This is a genomic window from Anaerorudis cellulosivorans (genome assembly GCF_025943985.1).
Taxonomy (GTDB): Bacteria; Bacteroidota; Bacteroidia; order Bacteroidales; family Dysgonomonadaceae; genus Anaerorudis; species Anaerorudis cellulosivorans.
In genome coordinates, this window is the sequence record NZ_JAPCWE010000002.1 from 49,209 (window position 1) to 72,882 (window position 23,674).

18 protein-coding genes and 1 pseudogene are annotated in these 23,674 nt (G+C 39.7%); 11 read left to right on the forward strand and 8 right to left on the reverse strand.

What is annotated here, in order from left to right; translation table 11 throughout:
- Positions 1–6: 6 nt before the first annotated feature.
- The 5 genes from OLM34_RS01070 to OLM34_RS01090 form a co-directional block, all read right to left on the reverse strand.
- The gene (locus OLM34_RS01070; protein WP_264404616.1) at positions 7–3,978 is read right to left on the reverse strand and encodes a hybrid sensor histidine kinase/response regulator transcription factor; all 3,972 of its coding nucleotides are present in this window, start codon (positions 3,976–3,978) and stop codon (positions 7–9) included.
- Between the two features lie 123 nt (positions 3,979–4,101).
- On the reverse strand, positions 4,102–4,242 hold the full coding sequence (locus tag OLM34_RS01075; protein WP_264404617.1) for a hypothetical protein: 141 nt from the start codon (positions 4,240–4,242) through the stop codon (positions 4,102–4,104).
- Positions 4,243–4,375: 133 nt separating this feature from the next.
- Positions 4,376–4,555, reverse strand: coding sequence for a hypothetical protein (locus OLM34_RS01080; RefSeq protein ID WP_264404619.1), 180 nt, complete (start codon positions 4,553–4,555; stop codon positions 4,376–4,378).
- A 131-nt stretch (positions 4,556–4,686) separates the two neighbouring features.
- Complete coding sequence (locus OLM34_RS01085; RefSeq protein ID WP_264404620.1) at positions 4,687–5,664, reverse strand: alpha/beta hydrolase; 978 nt, start codon at positions 5,662–5,664, stop codon at positions 4,687–4,689.
- 1 nt (position 5,665) lies between these two features.
- Positions 5,666–5,878, reverse strand: a complete 213-nt coding sequence (locus OLM34_RS01090; RefSeq protein ID WP_264404621.1) for a DUF5808 domain-containing protein — start codon at positions 5,876–5,878, stop codon at positions 5,666–5,668.
- A 252-nt stretch (positions 5,879–6,130) separates the two neighbouring features.
- Between OLM34_RS01090 and OLM34_RS01095 the strand changes: the two genes are divergently transcribed.
- From OLM34_RS01095 to OLM34_RS01110, 4 genes are all read left to right on the forward strand, one after another.
- Positions 6,131–6,913 (forward strand): alpha/beta hydrolase, encoded by a 783-nt coding sequence (locus OLM34_RS01095; protein WP_264404832.1) that lies wholly within the window; start codon positions 6,131–6,133, stop codon positions 6,911–6,913.
- 108 nt (positions 6,914–7,021) lie between these two features.
- Positions 7,022–7,744 carry a DNA alkylation repair protein gene (locus tag OLM34_RS01100; RefSeq protein WP_264404623.1) on the forward strand — a complete coding sequence of 241 codons (723 nt, stop codon included), beginning with the start codon at positions 7,022–7,024 and terminating at the stop codon, positions 7,742–7,744.
- Positions 7,745–7,784: 40 nt separating this feature from the next.
- On the forward strand, positions 7,785–8,240 hold the full coding sequence (locus OLM34_RS01105; protein ID WP_264404626.1) for a DUF2975 domain-containing protein: 456 nt from the start codon (positions 7,785–7,787) through the stop codon (positions 8,238–8,240).
- Between the two features lie 290 nt (positions 8,241–8,530).
- A complete protein-coding gene (locus OLM34_RS01110; RefSeq protein ID WP_264404628.1) occupies positions 8,531–9,256 on the forward strand; it encodes a hypothetical protein in 726 nt (241 codons plus the stop codon).
- A gap of 56 nt (positions 9,257–9,312) precedes the next feature.
- Here the strand turns inward: OLM34_RS01110 and OLM34_RS01115 are convergent, their stop codons facing one another.
- A complete protein-coding gene (locus tag OLM34_RS01115; protein WP_264404629.1) occupies positions 9,313–9,564 on the reverse strand; it encodes a hypothetical protein in 252 nt (83 codons plus the stop codon).
- 357 nt (positions 9,565–9,921) lie between these two features.
- On the opposite strand from OLM34_RS01115, the gene OLM34_RS01120 reads away from it, so the two are divergent.
- The 3 genes and pseudogenes from OLM34_RS01120 to OLM34_RS01135 all read left to right on the forward strand — a co-directional run bounded on the left by OLM34_RS01120 (position 9,922) and on the right by OLM34_RS01135 (position 15,649).
- Positions 9,922–11,007 carry a hypothetical protein gene (locus OLM34_RS01120; protein WP_264404631.1) on the forward strand — a complete coding sequence of 362 codons (1,086 nt, stop codon included), beginning with the start codon at positions 9,922–9,924 and terminating at the stop codon, positions 11,005–11,007.
- Positions 11,008–11,162: 155 nt separating this feature from the next.
- Positions 11,163–12,368, forward strand: a pseudogene (locus OLM34_RS11450) (metallophosphoesterase family protein); the annotation flags it as partial.
- The gene (locus tag OLM34_RS01135; RefSeq protein WP_264404633.1) at positions 12,368–15,649 is read left to right on the forward strand and encodes an SbcC/MukB-like Walker B domain-containing protein; all 3,282 of its coding nucleotides are present in this window, start codon (positions 12,368–12,370) and stop codon (positions 15,647–15,649) included. The pseudogene OLM34_RS11450 and the gene OLM34_RS01135, both read left to right, overlap by 1 nt.
- An 88-nt stretch (positions 15,650–15,737) precedes the next feature.
- On the opposite strand, the gene OLM34_RS01140 is transcribed toward OLM34_RS01135, so the two are convergent.
- Complete coding sequence (locus OLM34_RS01140; RefSeq protein ID WP_264404634.1) at positions 15,738–16,133, reverse strand: lipocalin-like domain-containing protein; 396 nt, start codon at positions 16,131–16,133, stop codon at positions 15,738–15,740.
- 307 nt (positions 16,134–16,440) lie between these two features.
- The gene (locus tag OLM34_RS01145) at positions 16,441–18,231 is read right to left on the reverse strand and encodes a SulP family inorganic anion transporter (RefSeq protein ID WP_264404636.1); all 1,791 of its coding nucleotides are present in this window, start codon (positions 18,229–18,231) and stop codon (positions 16,441–16,443) included.
- A gap of 549 nt (positions 18,232–18,780) precedes the next feature.
- On the opposite strand from OLM34_RS01145, the gene OLM34_RS01150 reads away from it, so the two are divergent.
- The 4 genes from OLM34_RS01150 (at position 18,781) to OLM34_RS01165 (ending at position 23,631) form a co-directional block, all read left to right on the forward strand.
- On the forward strand, positions 18,781–19,449 hold the full coding sequence (locus OLM34_RS01150) for a TorF family putative porin (RefSeq protein WP_264404638.1): 669 nt from the start codon (positions 18,781–18,783) through the stop codon (positions 19,447–19,449).
- A gap of 32 nt (positions 19,450–19,481) precedes the next feature.
- The gene (locus OLM34_RS01155) at positions 19,482–19,829 is read left to right on the forward strand and encodes a P-II family nitrogen regulator (RefSeq protein WP_264404640.1); all 348 of its coding nucleotides are present in this window, start codon (positions 19,482–19,484) and stop codon (positions 19,827–19,829) included.
- A gap of 136 nt (positions 19,830–19,965) precedes the next feature.
- Positions 19,966–21,192 carry an ammonium transporter gene (locus OLM34_RS01160; RefSeq protein ID WP_264404642.1) on the forward strand — a complete coding sequence of 409 codons (1,227 nt, stop codon included), beginning with the start codon at positions 19,966–19,968 and terminating at the stop codon, positions 21,190–21,192.
- 243 nt (positions 21,193–21,435) lie between these two features.
- Complete coding sequence (locus OLM34_RS01165; RefSeq protein ID WP_264404644.1) at positions 21,436–23,631, forward strand: glutamine synthetase III family protein; 2,196 nt, start codon at positions 21,436–21,438, stop codon at positions 23,629–23,631.
- Positions 23,632–23,674 lie beyond the last annotated feature (43 nt).

A 23,674-nucleotide genomic window follows, 5' to 3' on the forward strand; every position in this document is an offset into this window, starting at 1 on the left:
TAGGCACTAAAAATCTTTCGGGAGAACACCAAATTGTTTATAAAAGCACTTTGAAAAATAATTTGGAGAATTGAAACCGACCATATAGGCGATTTCGTTGATCTGATATTTTTTTTGCTTAAGCAGTTCTGCTGCCTTTTTCAACCGAATAAGCAAGATAAAATCATTAGGGGACAATTCGGACACATTCTTTATCTTACGATACAGAGTTGCTCTGCTCATAGCCATTTCCTGGGACAGTTTATCTATGTCTAAATCAGGTGCGTCCAAATGCTTATGAATAATATCGATTAGTTTTTGAAGAAATTCCTTATCGGTTTTTGAATAAGTAATGCTTTGATAGGCAAACTCGGGCGAATTTCGAAATGTTTCTCTTATTTTTCTTCTGTTCTCGAGCAGATTTTCAATTCGAGCCATCAAGTAATCGATCGAATAGGGTTTTTCGATATATTCATCGGCACCATAATTCAATCCTTCAATTTTAGACTCCAAATTAGTTTTTGCTGTTAATAAAATAATAGGTATATGGCTATATTTTAAATCCGTTTTCATCATTTTACAAAATTCCAATCCATCCATCTGTGGCATCATTATATCACAAATAACAATGTCGATATTTTCTTTATCCATGATATTTAATGCTTCAAGGCCATTTCTACCTTGTATTACACGATATTTTTTAGAAAGTTGTTTAGTCAGAAATTGCAGGAATTCTTCATTGTCATCGATGGCAAGAATGATTGGAACTGTCTTATCGGAATAAACTGTCGGGTTCGCTACAGAGCTTTCTATGTCGTCATGTTCTATTTCTCGTGGATAATCTTTCTCTATTTTTACCATATACTCCTGATTTTTAGGTAGAATCATAACAAAAGTAGTTTTATTTGCCTCCGAATTGTTACAATATATGATGCCTTTATGCAATTCCACTAACGATTTTACCAGAGCCAGCCCGATGCCCGTTCCCGGTATATTTTTATTTAATTTAAAGAAAGGCTCGAAAATTTTGTCCACAAATTGATCGGGAATAGTATCCCCATCATTACTAATTTTCAGTTCGAAGTTTTTTTCGTCGTAACTAAAATTGACTTCGATCGTATGCAAAGAATGTTTTAAGGCATTCGAAAATAAATTACTCAATATTTTAGTAAAAATTTCCTGATCGACATCGGCATAAAAACTATCACTTGAAAAAAAGGTGCTTAATGAAATTCCTTTGGCATCGATACTCGGTTTAAATTCATTTATGACATCTCGAATAAGACTTATCACATCAGCGTGAATAAAATTTAAATTTAGTCCCTGAGCTTCAGTCTTTCTAAAATCCATAAGTTCGTTAACTAATTTCAGTAATCGATCGACATTACGTTGCATAACGATAAGATTTTCCCAATTGGTATTACCTTTATCAATATCTTTCATAACCTCTTCCAATGGGATTTTAATTAAACTTAAGGGAGTTCTTATTTCGTGAGTGATCCGGGTAAAAAATTCAATCTTCGCCTCATATATTTCTTTTTCTTTAGTGTTTTCCAGCTCTTCGAGCAGCAACTCATTTCGGCGTTTCGCATTTTGCACATATCGATGTATGCTGTAGTAAACCAAAGCGCTAATCATCAAGAAATAAAACAAGTAAGCCCAAAAAGTTCTATACCAAGGTGGCAGAATGTTTATTTTTAAGGATATTCCTTCTTCATTCCAAACCCCATCGCTATTTGCACCTTTCACTCTGAAAACATAATTGTCTGGCGGAAGATCGGAATAATTGACTTGATGTGTTTGGTCAACCTCGATCCAATCGTTATCGCGTCCTTCCAATTTGTAGGCGTACCTGTTTCCGTTAGGATAGATATAGCTTAGAGCGGCAAAACCTATGCTGAATATCGAAGCATGGTATGGAATATTAATTGTATTGGCATAGGTAATGGATTTATTCAACAGCTTTTTTTCATTCGTTAAAGATACTTCTTTGTTCTGAACTTGAAAACTATTTAAAACGACTGGAGGAATATATTCATTAATTTTCAGGTTATTCGGTATGAAAGCCACAAATCCTTTAACTCCTCCAAAATAGAGTTTACCGTCATGACCTTTAAAACCTGATTTATAATTAAACTGATCTCCCAATAAGCCGTTTGAATGAGTATATATCCTCACATCCAGATTTTCGCTGTCCAACCTGAAAAGCCCTTTGTTGGTACTTCCCCAAATATATCCGTTAGAATCTTCAATTAATTTATAGATAACATCATTCGGCAGGCCGTTATTAGATGTGACAACTGTAGAATAAGAATTCTTTTCTGGATCAAATCGGCAGAGTCCTGCTCCTTCAGTGCCTATCCAAAGTCTGTTTTTTTTATCCTGCAATAAGCAAATAATCGATTTTCCGGTATCGTCGGCAATATCTACCTGCGATGAATAATGTTGCCATTCGTCAGAAAACCTGTCGTAAGAAAAAAGCCCATCGCCGATAGTAGCAAACCATACGATGCCCTTGTAATCTTCAAGAATATCATTCACCTGACTGGTTATTTGATGTTCACGAACTCGCTTGAAATTATCGGTTTTTTGATCGTAATATTGTAGTCCGGTCATCGATCCGATCCATATTTTGCCCGACGAATCTTTATAGATCGAATAAATATTGTCGTCTTTTATGGAATTGGCCGACGTCGAATTCTTGTAAGAAGTTACCTTTTGTGTGAGAAGATTCATTACATAAAGCCCATCGGAAAATGTTCCGATCCACAATTTGTTGTTGTCGTATAGTAATGAGTGAATATTTTTGGATAGGACGGGACTTTTAGTAAAAACCTTTGTGACAGGATTAAATTTATTGAGGCCGGCATCTTCTGTTCCAATCCAGATGTTTTTTTCCCCATCTTCACAAAACTCACTGATACTCTTTCCACTTATCGAATTTTTACCGATGATTGGATAATATTTTTCGAAGTGCAAAAAGGAATCATTAAAATAACTCACTCCTCCAAAAAAAGTACCAATCCATATTCCTCCTTCTCTATCCTGATACAGACTGTGAATGGCATTGTCGGATATGGAATAGGGATCATTATGAAAATGTCGTAGATTTACAAATTCCATGGTTTTCAAATCATAAATAAAAATACCTTCTTCAGTTCCAATCCACAATCCTTGATTTTTTGTTTTTATCATGCATCGTACAAAAAGAGGATGGCCATCATGTCCTTTCTCCAAAAAGGGAGTGAAAATTTTTTCCTGCAAATCGAATTTTTGTACACCTCGAGTTACAGTTCCCACTAACAAATACTTAGAGTTTAACGATAAAATAGTGTTGATATAATTTTCAGAGACTTTCTTTTTTTTCTCGTCAATTAAGAATTCATGCACCTCCGATGATTTAGGATCGATGCTGAGTAATCCTCGTCCATAAGTTGCTACCCATACGTTTCCGTAGTAATCGAACTCCATTTTTCTCAAATTCATATTTTCAAGCGGATACCTCACCAATTTTTCATCTATAGTTAAACAAAATACACCTTTATCCTGAACGACCATCCAGATATTTCCCTCGGCATCTACTTTTAAATCTCTGACTAAACCATTAACACTTTCACCTTGATCCGTTTTTTTATCGAATCTGGAAAAATTTTCATAGTGCGGATCGTAAATATATATTCCGTCGGCTGTACCAACCCAAATTTTCTCATTGGCATCTTGAAGTAATGAAATGATCTTATTAGAACCAATGCTGGACTGATCTTCGTTATTTCTTTTAAAGATTTTAAATCTTAATCCATCATATCTGTTTAAGCCATCTAAGGTACCAAACCAAATAAAACCGGTTTTATCTTGCATAATGGAGTACACCATGTTTTGCGAGAGTCCGTCTTCAACAGCCATATTTCTGAAATAATATTCAGAGTTAGTAGCATTAGACACAGCTGAGAAGATAAACCCGATTAGAAAAAATACTGCAGCCTTTGTCTTTAGTTTCATAAAATTCCCATCTGTTGGTTTAATTCCTTATTTGTTAATGCGAATCAGTCGTTGAAAATATTCGCGAGTTTATTTAGTCAATCCTTAAAAAGTCTGTTTTTAATCGGGCAGTGCATAAAAGTTTTAATGAAAGAGTAATCGAAAAATGAAAACAAAAAAATCCTCTTTGGGTTTTTCCGTCATTTTCTTCAAATTCCAAGCTGAAGCAGTCAATAATGCGTTGATTTGTATGTCTTTTTCGCCCATAAGATAGTTCTGTTCCATTCGGAAGTCTTTTGCTGGATGTCCGATTATCGGTTCTATGCCTGCTCTTGCTCTGCACTTCCTGCACTTCCTGCACTTCCTGCACTTCCTGCGTTTCCGGTATCTTTGATAAGCCGTATCGCTTGCTTTGGGTTTATCCGGCGTTACGATCAAAATGAATTTCATCGCTTTCAGGAATCTGATGTCCGGTCGCATAACATATTCTACCAAATTTTGCGAGAATTTGTCCCTTTTCTTCGTTTGTAATTTGTCTTTGTAATATTATCGCCATTGTTTTTGTTTTTATAAAGTGATGAATAATAGTTTCATCCATAACAGTTGTAAACTTTCCGGAAACTTTTCGCTATTAAAAAATTATGTAACGGATATCACATGTATTTTTGCAAATTTAGATAAAAAAGTGAGATTTTATAAACAAAAAAGCTGTATCGTCCTGATTTTTGTTTACATTTTCTGTAAACGTATTTCAGAACAAGACACTTTTACGAAGTCCGTAATTGCTTTTACGAGTTCATCCGATATCGGCAAATTGGGGTTCATGTAGGTTGCCACATTCTTATTTCTGTCTGCCTCCACAATTTTCAGTACATGATTCATATTCTCTATGATTTTCAGTTCGGCACGAGGAGCCGATGCGGCCAATTGTCGCGCATGATCGACGCCGACTTGAATATCGGCAGTGCCTTGAATGATCATAATCGGTATGCGTAATTGCTGAATTTCTTTGGAAGGATCATACTTCATCCAACTTATCATATACGGTTGAACACTCGGTCTGAACAACGCGGCTAAATTCGGATTAACATGGCTGACGGTCTTACCATTTCGCAGACTGTCGAGAATAGCAATCGTTTCATTGTACAGATGGGTCGGCAAACCTTTCGTTTGCTCTAAAATTACCCCATCGGCAGGTTTGGAAACACCGGCTATGGAGATAAACATATCGGCTTTGGCATCCCGGGCTGCGATCATTCCGATCAATGAGCCTTCGCTATGACCGATTACGATAACCTTTGAAAATCTTGCATCTTGCTTTAATCTTGAAATCCATTTTTTAGCGTCGTTGATGTAATCTTCAAATCGTATGTCGCTTTCGCGCTGCCCGGTTTTACTTTGCCCAATCAGCCGTTTATCGTATCGTAACGTAGCAATACCCTGTCTGGCTAAATTTTCAGCCAGATAGCGCAGACTGTTGTTTTTCATGTTCGGCTGATTACCATCTCGATCTGTTGGTCCTGAACCGGAAATGAGTAATGCAACCGGGAAGGGGGCTTTTGTATTCGGAATCAGTAAGGTGCCGAATATTTTTCCTGTTTCACATTCGATACTTAAATCGTACGATTGAAAAGGATCCATCAATACTTGCGAATATAGAAATCCGCTGAGAATGCTCACGATAAAAAGCAGTGCCGATTTTTTCATTTTAAAATCTCCCCATGAGTACAGCAAACAGCATAATTCCAAAGATAATCAGATAAGCATACGGATTAGCCCAATTGAGCGACAAACCTATTCCCTTTCTCCTAGGTACAAATATCCTATGATCGTTCGGGTTATAATAAAAAAAGCCCCATTTGTAATTATCCGGATCATTTCTCATCCTGTTAAGCTCTTCCCGATTAAATTGTTCATTCATGTATAGAGGTATTAAACAGTGATATTCTTACATCTGTAAAAATACAGAATAATTTTTTTAATTGATGCACCGACAACTAATAAATTTTATGGTTACCTAAATTCAGCGTAAAAATGGAGTACCCGGTAGTACTCCCCCAAAATGCTGCTCATTGTATTAAAAAAAATGACTAATTTAGCGGTCATTATGAAAGCAACAAGGAGAAAATTTTCAGCCGGGTTTGAGACTAAGGTAGTCCTCATTTTTTTGACAATGAGCTTGTCGTTGACGGCAATTGCTCAAGAAACAATTTATCGAACCCAAACCGACATCCCGTACTATTCGGAGCAGAAACGGAAAGCAAATGCGTACATCGACGAGCGTTGCAAACTGGATATCTATTACCCAACGAATAAGAAGGGTTTTGCAACTGTCGTATGGTTTCACGGCGGCGGACTGACGGGCGGGAACAAGGAGATTCCGGAAGCATTGAAGAATAACGACTTTTGCGTGGTTGGCGTGAACTATCGGCTTGCGCCAAAAGCAAAAGCGCCTGAATATATTGAAGATGCAGCGGCTGCAGTGGCTTGGGTTTTCAACCACATCGAACAATTCGGTGGCGACAGAACCAAAATCGTTGTGTCGGGTCATTCTGCCGGAGGCAACCTGACATTGATGGTCGGACTCGACAAGCATTACCTGGCAAAATACGAAATAGATGCCAACCACATTGCACAACTGATTCCGTTGAGTGGTCAGGCCATTACCCATTTTACGATTCGTAACGAACGCAACATCAAAGACACGCAACCTCAGATTGATTCGTTGGCGCCGCTGTGGCACGTCAGAGCAGATGCGCCGCCTCTCCTTCTTATTACCGGCGACCGGGAACTGGAAATGCTGGGGCGCTACGAAGAGAATGCCTATCTTGCGCGGATGATGAAACTGGTGGGCCACAAACAAACCCGGTTGTTCGAACTGCAAGGTTACGGCCACGACATGACCTACCCGGCATTCCCCCTAGTCGTTCGTGAAGTCAAAAACAAAAATCGCTAGAGAAAATTCGAGAAACACATCTCCGGTCATATTTACCTCGGACAACCGAAGACGACATAATTTGGGCAGAGATTTGTGGAAAATTTTAAAAGAAACCGTATCTTGATAATGAATAAAATCAATTTAATGCAACGCATAATTGCCGAATTAAACGAACAGGCTTGTAAGGAAAAAGCACAGCATCACCTCCGGTTTTTCAAAACGGCACCGGGCGAATACGGGGAAGGCGACAAGTTTATAGGGGTGAATGTTCCCGATCAGCGAAAAATTGCCAAAAAACATTACCGGGAAATCACGTTAAATGAACTGGAAGAATTTTTGAGAAGCGAAATTCACGAATACCGATCGACCGCTCTTTTTATGCTTTGCTACAAATTTGAGAAAGCGGACGAATCGGAAAGAACTTCGATAGTGAACCTGTATCTCGACAACATAGCTTTTGTCAATAACTGGGATTTGGTCGATGCCTCTGCCCCTCCGCTATTGGGGGCTTACTTGGTTGATAGAGAGCGAGATTTGCTTTACCACTTTGCTCACTCCGACGACCTTTGGAAACAGCGGATTGCCATTATTGCCACGTTGTATTTTATTCGTCGCGGCGAGTTCCACGACACACTCAAAATTTCCAAAATATTGCTGCATCATCATCACGACCTGATTCATAAGGCGGTGGGATGGATGCTCAGAGAAGTCGGAAAAAGGGACAAAGAAGCAGCACTGGCTTTTTTGCTGAAACATTACGCCGAAATGCCCAGAACCATGTTGCGGTATGCCATAGAAAAATTGGATGAAGATTTGCGCCGCCAATTTTTAAAAGGGCAACTAAAATAAAACAATCCCGGGCTATATAATTCATATTCATTAAATCATCATGAAAAGAATTCTCATACTATTCCTTCAGGTAGTTATCGTGCTTATCGGTATCGCTACCCTTTACCTGATGATTCGGTTTCCATTGACCGAAGGAAGGGCACAGAACTTAGACCTGTTCAGCATTTATTTCGACCCATTCATCTTGTATGGATATGCCTCATCCATCGCTTTTTTTGTTGCGTTGTACAAAGCCTTCCAATTGCTCGGCTATATCGCCCAAAATAAACTGTTTTCACCAACCTCGGCAAGGACTTTAAGAAGTATAAAATATTGCGCAATCACATTAAGCATTCTAATTGCAATGGGCGGATTATATATAAGGATATTTCACAATAAAGAAGACGACCCTGCCGGTTTTCTTGCCATATGCATCGTACTTACGTTTATCTCTATTGCAATAGCTGTTGCTGTGGCAATGCTTGAAAAAATCGTGCAAAATGCCATTTTGCACTAGTTCATCCATTCGTCTGCTACTCATTTTTTAGAAGTCGGTAACCGATCTAAGATTTATCCGAGAACTTCTTGGGCATGAAAGCAGTAAAAACTACTGAGATTCACACTTCTGCGAGTCAAAATAGTTTGAAAGAAATATAATCGCCATTTGATGAATTGGCTAAGTTCATAAATTTGGTTTATTAAATGAATAGTTTTTGTATTTTTGAATCAAAAAATAAACGCTATAGAGTAGCGTGTATAAAAAAGTTAGCGGTAAATTTGAGCACTCTCATAAGATAATTTTAAAAAATGAATAAAATTCCAATAATAAGAAAAGGTAGTTATAAAGATTATTTGAATAATAGTATAGGCGGTGGATTTATACTGGGATTATTGTTTTTTTTGATTTCATTGCCGACTAATTCAGTAATTAATTCCATGTGGATAGGATTGTCGCTTTGGGTTGGTGTGATTATTCTTTTTATTGGGGTAGGATTTACAAGTGAAGAGTATTTTAAGAGGAAACAAAAGATAAAAAAATTGTATTCCGATAAGTATGCTTTTCTTGATAAAAATGCTTTTATATTGCATCAAGATTTATATTTCGAGGGTATTTATAAGGATTATCATTTTCGTGTTTTACCAATGACCGAACGGCAAGAGCGCAAAAAGGATATTGAATATGTCATCATCGAAGCGTTTTATACATTTGATAATGGACAAATTGATAGTGAAAAAGAAAAGAATTTAAGCGGCGATTATTTTCTTGGACAATTACATTTTGCAAATCATTGTGTTGGATTTGTTCCAAAGGATTGGGAATTGCCGAACTTTAAGGAAAACTTTGATGGATTAATTGGTATTTTAAAGCGAGAGAAATTAATGCCTTTTTCCAAATTAGAATGGGAGGAAATATTTGGGAAAAAACTTAAAGAAGAAGAAATTAAAGAAGAAAAATCAAGGACTAAACAGATTTTAAAGATTGGGAAACTCGATTTAAAATATGTAAAACCAAAAAATAAAGTCAGCCGCTAACACAGTGTCTTACGCCATAAAGAGAGCTACATGTAGACAAAGCGCATCTCTCGCTATCAAGTTTTTTGACGTTGATAAAAAAGTTCCCGCAAATCCCCCCACGTCACATACACCCTCCTGTTGTCCGTCAGTGTAAAAGACAGCCGAACCATAAAACAGCACATTTGCCAGTGTATGCTGCCCATTCGCGGATGATAGGCTCTTGTCCCTCCTCCCTTACAGGTTTCATTGATTTGGGCAATATCCAAATTATCGCCTATTGGATTGACCAGGCGGGCAGGAGAATCTTGCGGTATCTTTTCATCCAAATATTTTCCTCATATTTTTATTGCACTATCCAATAAAAAAAGAGGCTGTCCTTACTTTTGAGACAGCCCCTTGTTCAAGTATCAAAAATAAAAATATAGCTATGAGTCCACTCCGAAAAGTCCCTGCATTTTTCTTATAGCTATTCGAGACGAAAGGAATGGATAAATAGGGATAAATATCAAAAATAACGTAATCACATTAAAGAACAAATTTTGAATCTTCTCCCAACCGAATTATCTCAATTTTTCGCACTTTTGAAAAATAGTTTTTTGATGGGGACTCATTATTGAAATTTTTATATAAGTTTGCAGAAAATAAAAATCGCCATTTGACGATATGTAAAAAAATATGTAATTTTGAAGGCCAATCACTGCGCTCTTGTTCCCGAATTCACTGCACTTTTATTTCCTGTTTACAGTACCGTAAAACGAGTTGGTATTCATTGTGAAAATAAGTACAAAAGGAGTAAGATTGCAATAAATTTAAATATACAAAAAATGAAATACCTAAATATTTTCCTGACAATTTTGATTTCTTTCTATTTATATTCTTGTGACGACCATGACAATGAATTTAACCTTATTGACCCTTCGACATCGCTGATTGAAATGGAGGGAGAAGGTGGAGAGATAGAAATCTCATTTACCTATCCAGACTGGAAAATTGCCAGAATAATCAATCAAAGTGGCAATGTGAATATCTCGGGCAACAGCTATTCGTTAGATGGCTCCCCGATTCGGGAAAATTACACTCTGAAATTAGACAGTTTGGGGAGAATGGATGCGATATGGACAGATAAGGGATTCAGTATCATTCGTAATTCATATACATCACTTAAAATCATTGTCAAGGAAAACAGTACTGGCGAAGATTTCAACTTCATCATTATACTTGAATCAGAAAATGAGTCAAAAGAAATTCAAGTAAATCAAAAAAAATCACATGGTTATACTTTTAAGAAAATTGAATATAAAATAGATGAAAGTGATGGTGACTCAATCTTTATAAAGCAAGGAACCTCCTTTTCATTTAATGTTCCGTCATCACAGGAATTTTCATTTGCCCCTATCAAAGGGATTGATATTGTTAAAACCTCATATTTCGAAAGTGCGGAAAAAGATGCATTTGCTTGGACAGAATCGGATTCCGTTTTGGTTGAAATTCCATCTGGCATTTGGAATGGCGAATTATACTTTAATGGAGAGAAGACCCTCTACACGAATGCTTCAATAAAAAGTGAAAGCGAGTACAGCAAACAAATAGAAACAGTAACAATCCCCCCGGGTAAATCAAGATTCTCGGTCGAAATTCAATATAGAAAACGGAGAGTTTCGTATTCTTTATATTTAGAAAATAATAGAACTAAACAAGAAAAAGTAATAAACGGAAAGTGGGTTGAATTCGCTCCGACAGGAAATTATACAATCCGATGGGAAAATTGAGCCTTCGTTCTCACATCAAAGTACGTTGTATCTTGATAGGGGTAGCACCGAGCTCCCCAACGTTTCATACCTCCAACCGTTTATCACCACCCGCCAACAAACCCCACCTAACAAAAGAATTCAACTCACTCAACCAAAAATAAAACGATGAAAATATTACATACTTCTGACTGGCATTTGGGACGGACGCTTTATTCCAAAAAAGAACGGCAGGAAGAGCATACGGCATTTTTAGCATGGTTGCTCGATACGATTAAGGAAAATGCGATCGACCTGCTACTTATTGCAGGCGATGTGTTCGACACGGCATCGCCGAGCAGTACGGCTCAAAAATGTATTACGACTTTCTGATCAACGTGCGGAAAGCGGGTTGCGAAAATGTGATTGTGGTCGGTGGCAATCACGATTCGCCAAGTTTCCTGAATGCTCCCAAAGACATTTTGGCCGCACTGAACGTTTCTGTCATTGGCCATGCGACTGAAAATCCCGAAGATGAAATGATTGTCGTTAAAGACAAGTTGGGCAATCCTCTTACCATTGTTTGTGCAGTCCCTTTCCTGCGGGAACGGGATATCAGCCGTTTTACGGAAGGGGAGAATTATTCCGATCGTTCGAAACGAATCAACGAAAACATAAAAAAGCACTATGAAGCAATTGCTCGACTTGCCGAAAACAAACGGGAAGAATTAGGCACCGCCGTTCCGATTATAGCAACGGGACATTTGCCCGTCGCAGGAGGAAAAAGAAACGACGACGGCGTGCGCGAAACCTACATCGGAAATATCGAAGCGGTTGGCAACGACATTTTTCCCGATGCGTTCGATTACGTTGCACTTGGGCATTATCACATTCCATTTGACATCAAAGGCCACATTCGCTTTTGCGGTTCGCCGATTCCTATGGGATTTGGCGAAGCAGGACAAAAAAAGCAGGTAAACCTCATTGAATTCAATGAAGGGAGAAACATTGAAACCATTGAAATTCCCGTTTTTCAGCAATTGGAATCCATCGTAGGCGACAAAAAATTTATCGCTCAACGTTTGTCGGAATTGAAAAAAAACGGTGTCTCCGTCTGGGTGGAAGTGATTTACACCGGGAATGAAATCTTTCCCGATTTGTCTTCGTGGGTGAACGAACAAATCGCTAATTCCAACATTGAAGTGCTAAAACTTCAAAACCGCCAATACTTGAACGAAGTTTTGACACAAGTCGATACCGCCGATTCGCTGGACGAACTCAACGAAATGGAAGTTTTCGACAAGCTGTTGGGAAAAAATAATATTCCTGACGAGCAAAAAGCAGAACTGAAAGCATTGTACAAAGAGATTATTGATGGTTTGCATATACAAGACATGCCCTTATGAAGATTTTGAAACTCAAATTCAGGAATATCAATTCGCTGGCTGGCGAAAATGAAATTGATTTTACACAACCCGTTTTTACAAACGAAAGACTTTTTGCCATTACCGGAAAGACAGGTGCAGGAAAGAGTTCCATTTTGGATGCCATTTCGTTGGCTTTGTACGGCAAAACGCCGCGTGTGGAAATTTCGGGCAACGAAAATGCCGTGATGACAAGAGGCGAGAAAGATTGCCGTTCGGAAATTACCTTTGAAGTGGCAGGTAAAATATGGAAATCATCGTGGAAACAGGAGCGCACCAAAACAGGGAATCTAAAGCCGGTGGTTCGTCAGATTGTGGATTCAAACAATAAAATCATAGCCGATCAATTGCGTGCTTGCGATACAAAAATCGTAGAAATCTTGGGGTTGACCTTCGATCAGTTTACCAAAGTGATATTGCTTGCACAAGGAAGTTTCGCAGCTTTTTTGGAAGCGAATAAAAATGACAAGGGCGAACTTTTGGAACAAATAACAGGAACGGAAATCTATGGAGAGATTTCAAGAAAGGTTTTTGAACGAAACAAAGCGGAAAAAGAAAAATTAGATAAGGTTTTGTTTGAACTCGAAGCCATCAAAATTCTTTCGGAAGAAGAAATTAAAAACCTGAATGATGAAATCGCTGCTTTCGAAGCAGAAAAAACACAATTGGACAAGGGGTTGCAAAAAATAGAAACCGCGAAGAAATGGCTTTCGGATTTGTACAGTTTGCAAAAGCAAATCGAAGAAGCAAAGTTAAAGTTACCCGAATTGGAAGCGAAAACCATAACGACCAAAGAAGCGTTTGATGCTTCGGAAAGGGCTTTAAAGGCTATAAAAGAGAAGCAAAAAGAATTGGAGCCGTTATTTAGAAAGGTCAGAGAGCTCGATACCAAAATTTCAGAAAAAGAAAAATTGTTGCGCCCCATTTTGACGACAACTTCAGATTTAGACAAAAACATAAAAGAATTATCGCAAACACTCGAGGCACAACATACGAATTTGGAAAAGGCGAAAAAAATGCTGGAAGAAAAACAAAATTGGGCAAGTGAAAACAAGAAATACGAAGAATTGGTTTCCAACTATGCTGCAATTGAAAGTGAAAATCATCAATTAGTCTCTTCCTTCAACGAAATCGAAAACCTGAACGCTGAAATAACCAATTTGCAGAAAGATATGCGGTCGAAAGAAGCTGCACTTCAACAGGCAACAAAAGTTTTCACAGAAAAGGAAAAGGATTTGGCAGAAAAAACCATTGAGCTTGAAACTAAAAAGAAGGAATATGCAGCAATATTGGACGGGAAGGAGCTATCCTTGCTTCAATCAGAAAAAGAAAACATTTCCGGTCTGTACAATCAAATCAAAAATCTGATTCAGGTTGAACAGGTAATTGCTGACAATCAAAAAGAAATAAATGATTTTACCGATAAAATAAGACAACTCGAATCAACTATTCAAGAACTTTCAGAAAAAATTGAAGCGGACAAAACGGCCATCGACAATCTGGATCGCCAAATCAATTTGCTGGACGAAAATATCAAACTGACAAAAACCATTCAACGTCTGGATGAACTCCGACATACGCTGAAAGACAGAGAGGAATGTCCACTCTGTGGGGCATTGGAACACCCTTTTGCTCGTGGAAATGTTCCACAAATGGGAGAAAAGGAAATTGAATTGGCAAACTTAAAAAAACAATGGCAAGAGATCACGAAAACGTTTCAACAGAACGAAAAAAAACTTGCGACATACAAGTCTGATATAGACAACGCTTTAAAAAACAAAGCAAAAGAGGAAAAATATCTATCGGGCAATTTAGAAAAACAGAAGGAAATACTCGCCGAAATAAAAAGCATACAGGCTGATTTTACGATTCCTGACGGAGAAAATAAAATGGAGAAACTGAAGGAAATGCTGGCACAGAAACAAACTCAACTTAAAGGAGTTACAATCTTAATTGAACGGGCTGTAAATTGCGAAAGACAACTGGTAAACCTTCGAGACAAAGAAATTCCCGCTTTGCAAAGAGAAAAAGAGGTAGCTGAAAAATTAAAAAATGAAGCCAAAACCGCTCAAAAGTTAGCTGAACAACAATTGAACGACAAACACGAATTAGCAGCCACTGCAAAGGATAAATACGAAAAGGAAAGAGCTTCTTTGCTGGTCAAACTCCAAGACTATGGCGTTGAGAACATGGAGGGACTGAAAAGATGCCTCGATGCCTGGAACGAGAATAAAAAACAAACCGAAGAATTAACGAACCGAATTACCACGCTAAAAAGCGACATTGCTCTAAATAAAAAAGAATTAGAAAATTTGAGGAAATTGCTTGCCGATAAGCAAAACGAAAAGCAGCAGATTGATTCAGAAAAGAAAGCACTTTCTGATCAACGGCAAGAAATCTTTGGCGATAAATTGGTGGAGAAAGAAGAAAATCTGCTGAAAAGAAGGCTTGAAGTCGCTGAAGCAGCAAGAGTAAATGCCGAAAGAGAAAAGAATGACGCAAATACAGAACTCGAAAAAAACAGGGCTATTGTGTCTGAAAAAGAAAACGAGTGGACAGAAAAACAAGCATTGAAAATTACGGTAAAATCGTACGAAGAACTTCAAGCAGAAGGAGAAGAAGGGAAAATGAAGGCGGACGAGTTATCGCAAAGAATTGGAGCAAATAAGCAAACTTTACTGTCCAATGCCGAAAATTTAAAGATCAGTGGTAATAAACTCAAAGAAAAGGAAAAGCAACAGGCAATTTCCAACAGATGGGCGAAACTGAATGAGCTGATTGGTTCCGGTGACGGGAAAAAATACCGCAATTTTGCCCAAGCATTGACTTTTGAACATTTGATAAGTTTGTCGAACAGACAGTTGCAAAAAATGTCCGACCGCTATCTGCTGAAACGTTCCGGTGACAATTCCAACCCCTTTGAGCTGTCGGTCATCGACAAATTCCAAAACAGCGAAGAACGAACGGCGCAAAACCTTTCCGGGGGAGAAAAATTTATCGTCTCTCTTTCGCTTGCACTTGGTTTGGCCAATATGGCCGGTAAAAATATGAGCATCGACACCATGTTTATCGATGAAGGCTTTGGCACACTCGATTCCGATTACCTTGACGTTGCGCTCAATGCTTTATCGAATTTGCAAAGCGAAGGAAAAATAATTGGTGTTATTTCGCACTTGACAGAGCTAAAAGAACGAATTTCAACCCACATTGAGGTGCTCCCGATGGGTAACGGGCGCTCCAAAATTCAAATAACAAATTGACCTCCCATGCTAAAGATGAAATCGAAAAGCATAAATGCAATACCTGAACTATGCTCAGATATTGCATTTAATAAAAAGATAATTCACATTAATCGAACGTCCATACGGTTAATCCTACTCCTGCTACCTCCATCTTTATTACCAATTTTGAAAGTGAGATTTCAACAACTTCAAAAACCCCAACACCATTGAGCGTAAGCGAACTACCATCGGCCGATAACGACCATGTACCCGTTTTCATTGTTTCATCTCCACATTTTTCATTCGGATCAATGGTATATGACCCATCCGATTTAAAATTCCATACATCATCCAGCTCACACGGTTCATTGAGTGTTTCAACTCCCAGTACTTTTTTGGAAATCAAGTTCCACGGCCTAATAATCATTTTTGTTTCGTTGACTTCTTCATCCGTGCAAGACGTCCATCCCATGGTCAGCATTGCAGCAAAGACCATCATCATTACATAACTGATTCTTTTCATAGTGCATTGTGTTTGTTTAATGAAAAATTGATGTTATGTTAGATATAAATCTAACAATTTTATAACGATCGAAACGACCAAAAAGTTTTCAATTTAAAAGAGCAACATTCACGATAGGTTTTGTGCAGGTTTTTTTAAGCAAAAACAATGAAAAACGTTTTTGTTTTGAATAAAGGTATCGTGTGGTTGATGTCGCCATAGGTGTTGGCTGCCCGACGGGGGAAGTCGGACTAAAATTACTCGCGTAATCGTTTGAATGATCCAACTCAATAATGATGAACTCTAAGCCTTGGTGTGAGGATGAGCATTAATTTTTTTCGTTTAATTCGTGTTCTTCGTTGCGACGGGATTTTTTCTCTTTCGTTGGATCTTTCTTTGCATCTTTCCTCAAATCTTTCTTCCCTTTCATTTCGGTCAGCACTTTTGCCCGTTCAACTGCCAAATGAATATTGGAACAAATATTTTCTTCTCCGATGAGTTGGGGAATAGCCGATTTTTTGAGGCTTTCGTGCACATTTTCTTTTACGCCGGAAAGAATAACCGCTATTTTCTCTTTGCGGGAGTTTCGACACAAGGTTTCCAGGTTGTTTAATCCGGTAGCATCGATAAACGGAACTTTCCGCATTCGTATGATTCTCACAGCCGGGCGATCGCCGATGGTACGCATTTTTTCATCGAACTTATTGGCGATACCGAAGAAAAACGGTCCGACGATTTCGTACACCTCAACCCCTTTGGGCAAGTAGAGCACCTCGTCATTTGAATTATCCGCGTGCGACTCGATTTCTTTCGACATGTCGATTTTATCGGTAATAAGCGAAATCTCGGTACTTTCTGTGACGCGTTTGATGAAAGCAAAAACGGCCAACAACAACCCTACCTCGATGGCAATGGTCAAATCGAAAATCACGGTAAGCAGAAACGTAGTCAGCAAAACAGCCAGTGTCGATTTCGATTGTTTTGTCAACGACAAAAACGTACGCCATTCGCTCATATTGTATGCAACCACAACCAATACACCGGCAAGACAAGCCATAGGAATGTAGCCTGTCAAATCGCCAAGGAACAACAAAATAAACAATAAAACCACCGCATGTACCACCCCCGCAACAGGAGTCCGACCACCGTTATTGATATTCGTCATGGTACGTGCAATGGCTCCTGTAGCCGGTATTCCGCCGAAAAACGGGGTAACAATGTTTGCCACTCCCTGCGCCACGAGTTCCATGTTGGAGTTGTGCCTGTGCCCGGTTACCCCATCGGCCACCGTTGCCGAGAGCAACGACTCGATGGCTCCCAACATAGCAATGGTAAAAGCCGAAGGGAAAAGCAGGCGGACACTCTCGAGATTAAAGGCAATATGTTTTGCCTCAGGCAAATCGGCATTGATGGCAAACCGATCGCCGATAGTTTCAATGCTGTGGATACCGCCATATGTTTTCATCAAATACACCACAACGGTCATCAAGACAATGGCCACCAGCGCTCCGGGTATTTTTTGGGAGATTTTCGGCGTCACAAAAATAATCAGAACACTGGCCACGGCTACCAACGTGGTCCACGGGTCAATCGTGTGAAAATATTGCGAATAGACAGCCCATTTTTCTAAAAAATCCGCCGGGAGCTTCGGTGTGGCCAATCCAAAAAAATCGTTGATTTGCGTGAAAAAGATCGTGACGGCAATGCCGCTCGTGAAACCTACTACAATGGGATAGGGAACAAATTTGATAACCGTTCCCAGTTTGAGAGCCCCCATCAATATCAGCATGATGCCAGCCAATACGGTTGCAATAGCCAGACCTTCAAATCCATATTGTTCGACGATACCGTGAACAATGACAATGAAGGCACCGGTAGGACCTCCGATTTGTACTGTGCTTCCGCCAAGCAGGGAAATCAGAAAACCGCCGACAACAGCCGTGATGATTCCTCGTTCGGGAGTCACGCCCGACGAAATACCAAAGGCAATGGCCAAGGGTAAGGCAACAATGCCTACAATTATCCCTGCCATCAAATCGGCAGTAAATTTTTCTTTATTATAACTTCGTAACGAACGGATCAATTCCGGCCGGAAATCCTTCAAAAAATTAAAATTCACCCTAAAACAATCTTTTCAGTTAAAAACGGCTGCAAAATTAGGAATAAAAAACATACTTTCAAAAAAATATACGACGCCAACCACTTTGCAGCGTCTACCGGTAAGAAAACAAGCGGGGGCAATTCCCGACATTCGGTTTAACCACGTTTTTGTTCAGTAGATGAGTTTTGCAGGCCTTTTATCGCTTCTCCTTCGCTTCTCCTTCGCTCTTCCTTCGCTTCTAAGCAGGGACGACAACATCGGATTCCGTAAGGTCAGTGTAAAGTAAACCTATGTACATGCCGCATGTAGAGCGCAATACAGAGGCGAAGCCAAAGCAAACTTTATGCGAGGATGACGCAAGTCTGATGCAAGCATGGAGCGAGGATGGTGCAGCCTTGGTACGGAGAAGGTGCCAATTTGTTATTCCACAAGAAATTAAATATGTCATATTGATTTTATTTCAAATAAAATTCAATCTTTTTGGTATTATATTTTGATATTAGATATCTTTTTATTTATCTTTGCATCGAAATAATATCATTATGTATTTCTAAATGTTTATAGGTTATGAAAAAGAAAATTTCATTTACAGCTGTACTGGCCGTTATGACGCTGGGTTCGTATGCTCAGGAAACAGCCTCGAACTGGTCGGCAGGTGCCGACATTGTAAGCTCTTATGTGTGGCGTGGCCTTTATCTGTCCAATGCATCCATTCAGCCGACAGTCACGTTTTCGTCAGAAAGATTTGCGGTTGGCGGCTGGGGTTCCGCCGGATCAGACGGCTATCTTGAGGCCGACCTGTTTGCCAAATACCAGTTTGATTTCGGTCTTTGGCTGGGTTTGACCGATTATTACTTCCCGAGCATAGAAAACGGGAACGATTATTTCGATGTGAGCAAGGAAACCGGATCTCACGCTTTCGAAATAAACGTTGAATACGGAATTACAGGGTTTAACATTACCGGCAATTATATCCTAAACAAAGCCGGCGGGGCAGGTTCACAAGGAAGTGATATGTATTTTGAAACTGATTATTCGTACAAAAACTTCCGAATTTTCGTAGGCGGTGGCAACGGTTGGCACTCCCAGAGCGGAAATTTCAATATTACGAATATCGGTATCGGCATTACAAAAGATATACCGATATCAGCCACATTATCCTTTCCTGTTAAAGGAAGCATCGTTTTAAATCCCAACACTCAAAAATGCTATGTGGTTGCAGGCATTACCTTATAAAAAAAACAATTAATTTCAAAACAAGCAAGAATATGAAAAGAATTGAAGCTATCGTAAGAAAATCATGTTACGATGAAGTTGTTGAAGAACTTCATAATGTAGGAATAGACTTCCTGACGTATTGGGGAGTTACCGGCGTGGGCAACGAAAAAGCGAGTTCGATATACCGGGCTACCGTTTACGAAACGCGAATGATAGAACGCGTCATGATCTCCTTTGTTTGCCGTGAACAATTCGTCGATCCGGCTTGCGACGCCATCATCAAAGCAGCAAGAACGGGAGACATGGGCGACGGAAAAATATTCATTTCACCCATCGAAGAATCCATTCGAATCCGGACAGGTGAAAGGGGTCCCGAATCATTATACATCAAAGAATAAATGAGTCCACTTGAATAAGTCTTGTTTATCGAAAACGAGTAAAAAAATAAACGTGATAATCAAGTTTTTACAAAATTTATTTTAAGCAATTTGGACTTTTTAAAGCAGACTCATAAATAAATAAATAATCATACATATGGACACATCAATATTATCCGCATTAAATACAGTTTGGGTATTGCTGACGGCAGCGTTGGTATTTTTTATGCAGACAGGTTTCGCATTGGTTGAAGCAGGATTTACGCGAACCAAAAACACCACTAACATCTTATTCAAAAACCTGATAGATTTTTGTATCGGAAGCATTGTCTTTTGGCTTATCGGATACGGACTGATGTTTGGGAGTGGAAATGGATTCATCGGAAAGATCGAATGGTTTTCAAAAGTGGACCACGGTGCATCCTTAGGCCTTCCGAATCCCGCATTTTTCTTCTTTCAACTGGTATTTGCTGCAACTGCGGCAACCATCGTATCGGGAGCAATGGCAGAGCGAACCAAATTCAAAGCCTACCTAATGTACAGCCTGATCATTTCGTCCGTGATCTATCCCATTTCGGGTCACTGGGTATGGGGAGGCGGCTGGCTTTCGACAATGCAGACCCCTTTTCACGATTTTGCTGGATCTACTGTAGTTCATTCAGTTGGCGGATGGATCGCATTGGTAGGCGCTGCATTTCTTGGACCTCGAAAAGGAAAATATAAAAACGGTAAAGCAAATGCCATTCCGGGACATAGTCTTACGCTGTCCGCACTGGGAGTTTTTATTCTCTGGCTTGGCTGGTTTGGGTTTAATCCCGGTTCCACGCTCAGTTTATCTGATCCGAATTTGGTAGCCAATATTTTTGTAACTACGAACAGTGCTGCCGCCGCAGCAGGTATTGCAACTTTAATCACAACTTGGCTCAGATATGGCAAGCCCACATTCAGCATGACACTGAACGGCGTTTTGGCGGGTCTGGTAGCGATTACTGCCGGTTGTGATGTAGTTACGCCGGGCGGAGCAATCGTTATCGGATTGATGGCGGGCGTGTTGGTTGTTTTTGCTGTAGAATTTTTCGACAAGATCGTAAAAATAGACGATCCTGTAGGCGCAATTTCCGTTCATGGAGTCAACGGCACTTTCGGAACGTTAATGGTAGGATTCTTTTCCCACAATCCCGATTTATTAGGCCTTTTCTATGGTGGAAATGCCAGTGTGTTGGTTAGCCAAATCATCGGTATGGTTACCGTAGGCGGATGGGCCATTTTGTGCGCATTCATTTTGTTTTTCATCTTAAAAAACACGATGGGAATTCGAGTAAGCAACAAAGAAGAAGAAATCGGAATCGACTTTTTCGAACACGGGGAAAAAGCCTACAATTAAAAAATAATCTGTGGAAAGATAGAATAACAGTGTGTTTATGTATGAGAAATATATGAAAGAACAAAATAAAACATAAAATCGATATTTCATACCATTTTGTTAAATAATATCATCATTCAGAAATATATTGACAAAATATTTTGACGAAATAAATAATATTGCTACTTTTGCATCATCACTATTCAACATTATTATTGAAATTAAAGCATAGTCCGACTAACAACCCATTATATTTATCCAATTATGACAACATTACGATTTACAGCAATAGAAAAAGCAACACAACATCTACCCCTGGAAATTTCGGCACCGGACAAATTGCCATCCGACTATTACGGGAAATACGTGTTCAACAAAAAACAAATGGCCAAATTCCTTTCGAAAGAAACAATGCGGACAGTCCTGGAAGCTATCGACAAAGGCACAACCCTTCAACGGGAAATTGCCGACCATGTGGCCGTAGGCATGAAGATGTGGGCGCTGGAAATGGGTGCAACACACTATACCCATTGGTTTCAACCACTGACAGACGGAACTGCCGAAAAGCACGATTCGTTTATCGATTATGCCGGAGGATCGAATCTGGAAGTGATGGAAACTTTTTCCGGGAAACTCCTGGCACAACAAGAACCCGACGCGTCGAGCTTCCCGAGCGGCGGTATCCGCAACACGTTTGAAGCACGCGGCTATACCGCATGGGACCCTTCGTCTCCGGCCTTTATTATGGACGACACACTGTGTATCCCTACCGTTTTTATATCCTATACAGGGGAAGCGCTCGATTATAAAACGCCGCTGCTCAAAGCACTTTCTGCGTTGGATAAAGCAGCCGTAGAAGTGTGCAAACTGTTCGACCCGAATGTAAAAAAAGTCTATTCCTACTTAGGATGGGAACAAGAATATTTTCTGGTAGATCAGGCATTGTATGAAGCACGTCCCGATCTGGTACTCACCGGAAGGACGTTGATGGGTCATGAAAGTGCCAAAAACCAACAGCTGGAAGATCATTATTTTGGGGCAATTCCTCCCCGGGTAGCGGCTTTTATGCGTGAAGTTGAATTTGAAGCCTATAAATACGGCATCCCCTTAAAAACCCGGCACAATGAAGTAGCGCCCAACCAGTATGAACTTGCACCGATATTTAGTGAAACCAACTTGGCGGTCGATCAAAATCTATTGATAATGACGCTGATGAACAAAATCGCGACTAAGCATCATTTCAAACTCCTGTTGCACGAAAAACCGTTCGCAGGAATCAACGGCTCGGGCAAACACAACAACTGGTCGCTGGGAACCGACACCGGTGTGGGATTGTTTACTCCCGGAAAAACGGCCAACGAAAATCTTCAGTTTGTCACCTTCCTGGTAAATACACTGATGGCTGTTTACAAATATAACGGACTGCTGAAGGCGTCGATCATGTCTGCCCAAAATGCGCACCGATTAGGCGCAAACGAAGCGCCGCCGGCCATCATTTCGGTATTTCTCGGCAAACAGATCTCGGCAGTTTTGGATAAAATCGAATATAGCTCGGAAGACGACGAAATCACGGTCGAAGAATTAAAGAAAATGAAATTGGGGGTAGCACATATTCCCGAAGTATTGATCGACAATACCGACCGTAACCGCACCTCACCTTTTGCCTTCACCGGCAATCGCTTCGAGTTCAGGGCTGTGGGTTCATCGGCAAATTGCTCGTCGGCATTGACTGCTCTAAATGCTGCCATAGCTGCCCAATTGACCGAATTCAAGAGCGAAATCGACAAAAAAATGAAAAAGGGCATGAAAAAAGAAGAAGCCGTTTACGATACGATCAGACTTTACATCAAAGCATGCAAACCCATTCGCTTCGAAGGTAACAATTACAGCGAAGAATGGAAAATGGAAGCCGAAAAACGGGGCCTCGACTGTGAAACCAGCGTCCCTTTGATTTACGATGCTTACACTTCCGATCAATCGGTAGAGATGTTTGAAAGCACCGGAGTCATGACAAAAAAAGAACTGGAAGCCCGCAACGAAGTGAAATGGGAAATCTACACCAAAAAAATTCAGATCGAAGCGCGTGTACTCGGTGATCTTTGCATCAATCACATTATTCCGGTCGCTACACAATACCAATCGGTTTTGCTCGACAATATCTGTAAAATGAAAACCGTATTCAATGAAACAAAAGCCGCTGAATTATCCAAAGAAGATGCATCACTCATTGAAGAAATAGCCACACACATTGCCGCTATCAAAAAAAATGTGGACGATATGGTGGAGGCACGAAAAGTAGCCAACAAAATAGAAGATGCCAGAGAAAAAGCAATAGCCTATCACGATACGGTGCTCCCCTACTTTAATGTTATCCGCTATCATGTGGATAAACTCGAACTCGTTGTGGACGACCAGATGTGGCCACTGCCCAAATACCGCGAATTATTGTTCATCAACTAATATATAACGCAGTAGAATAATCAAAAAAATTCTTATATAAGAA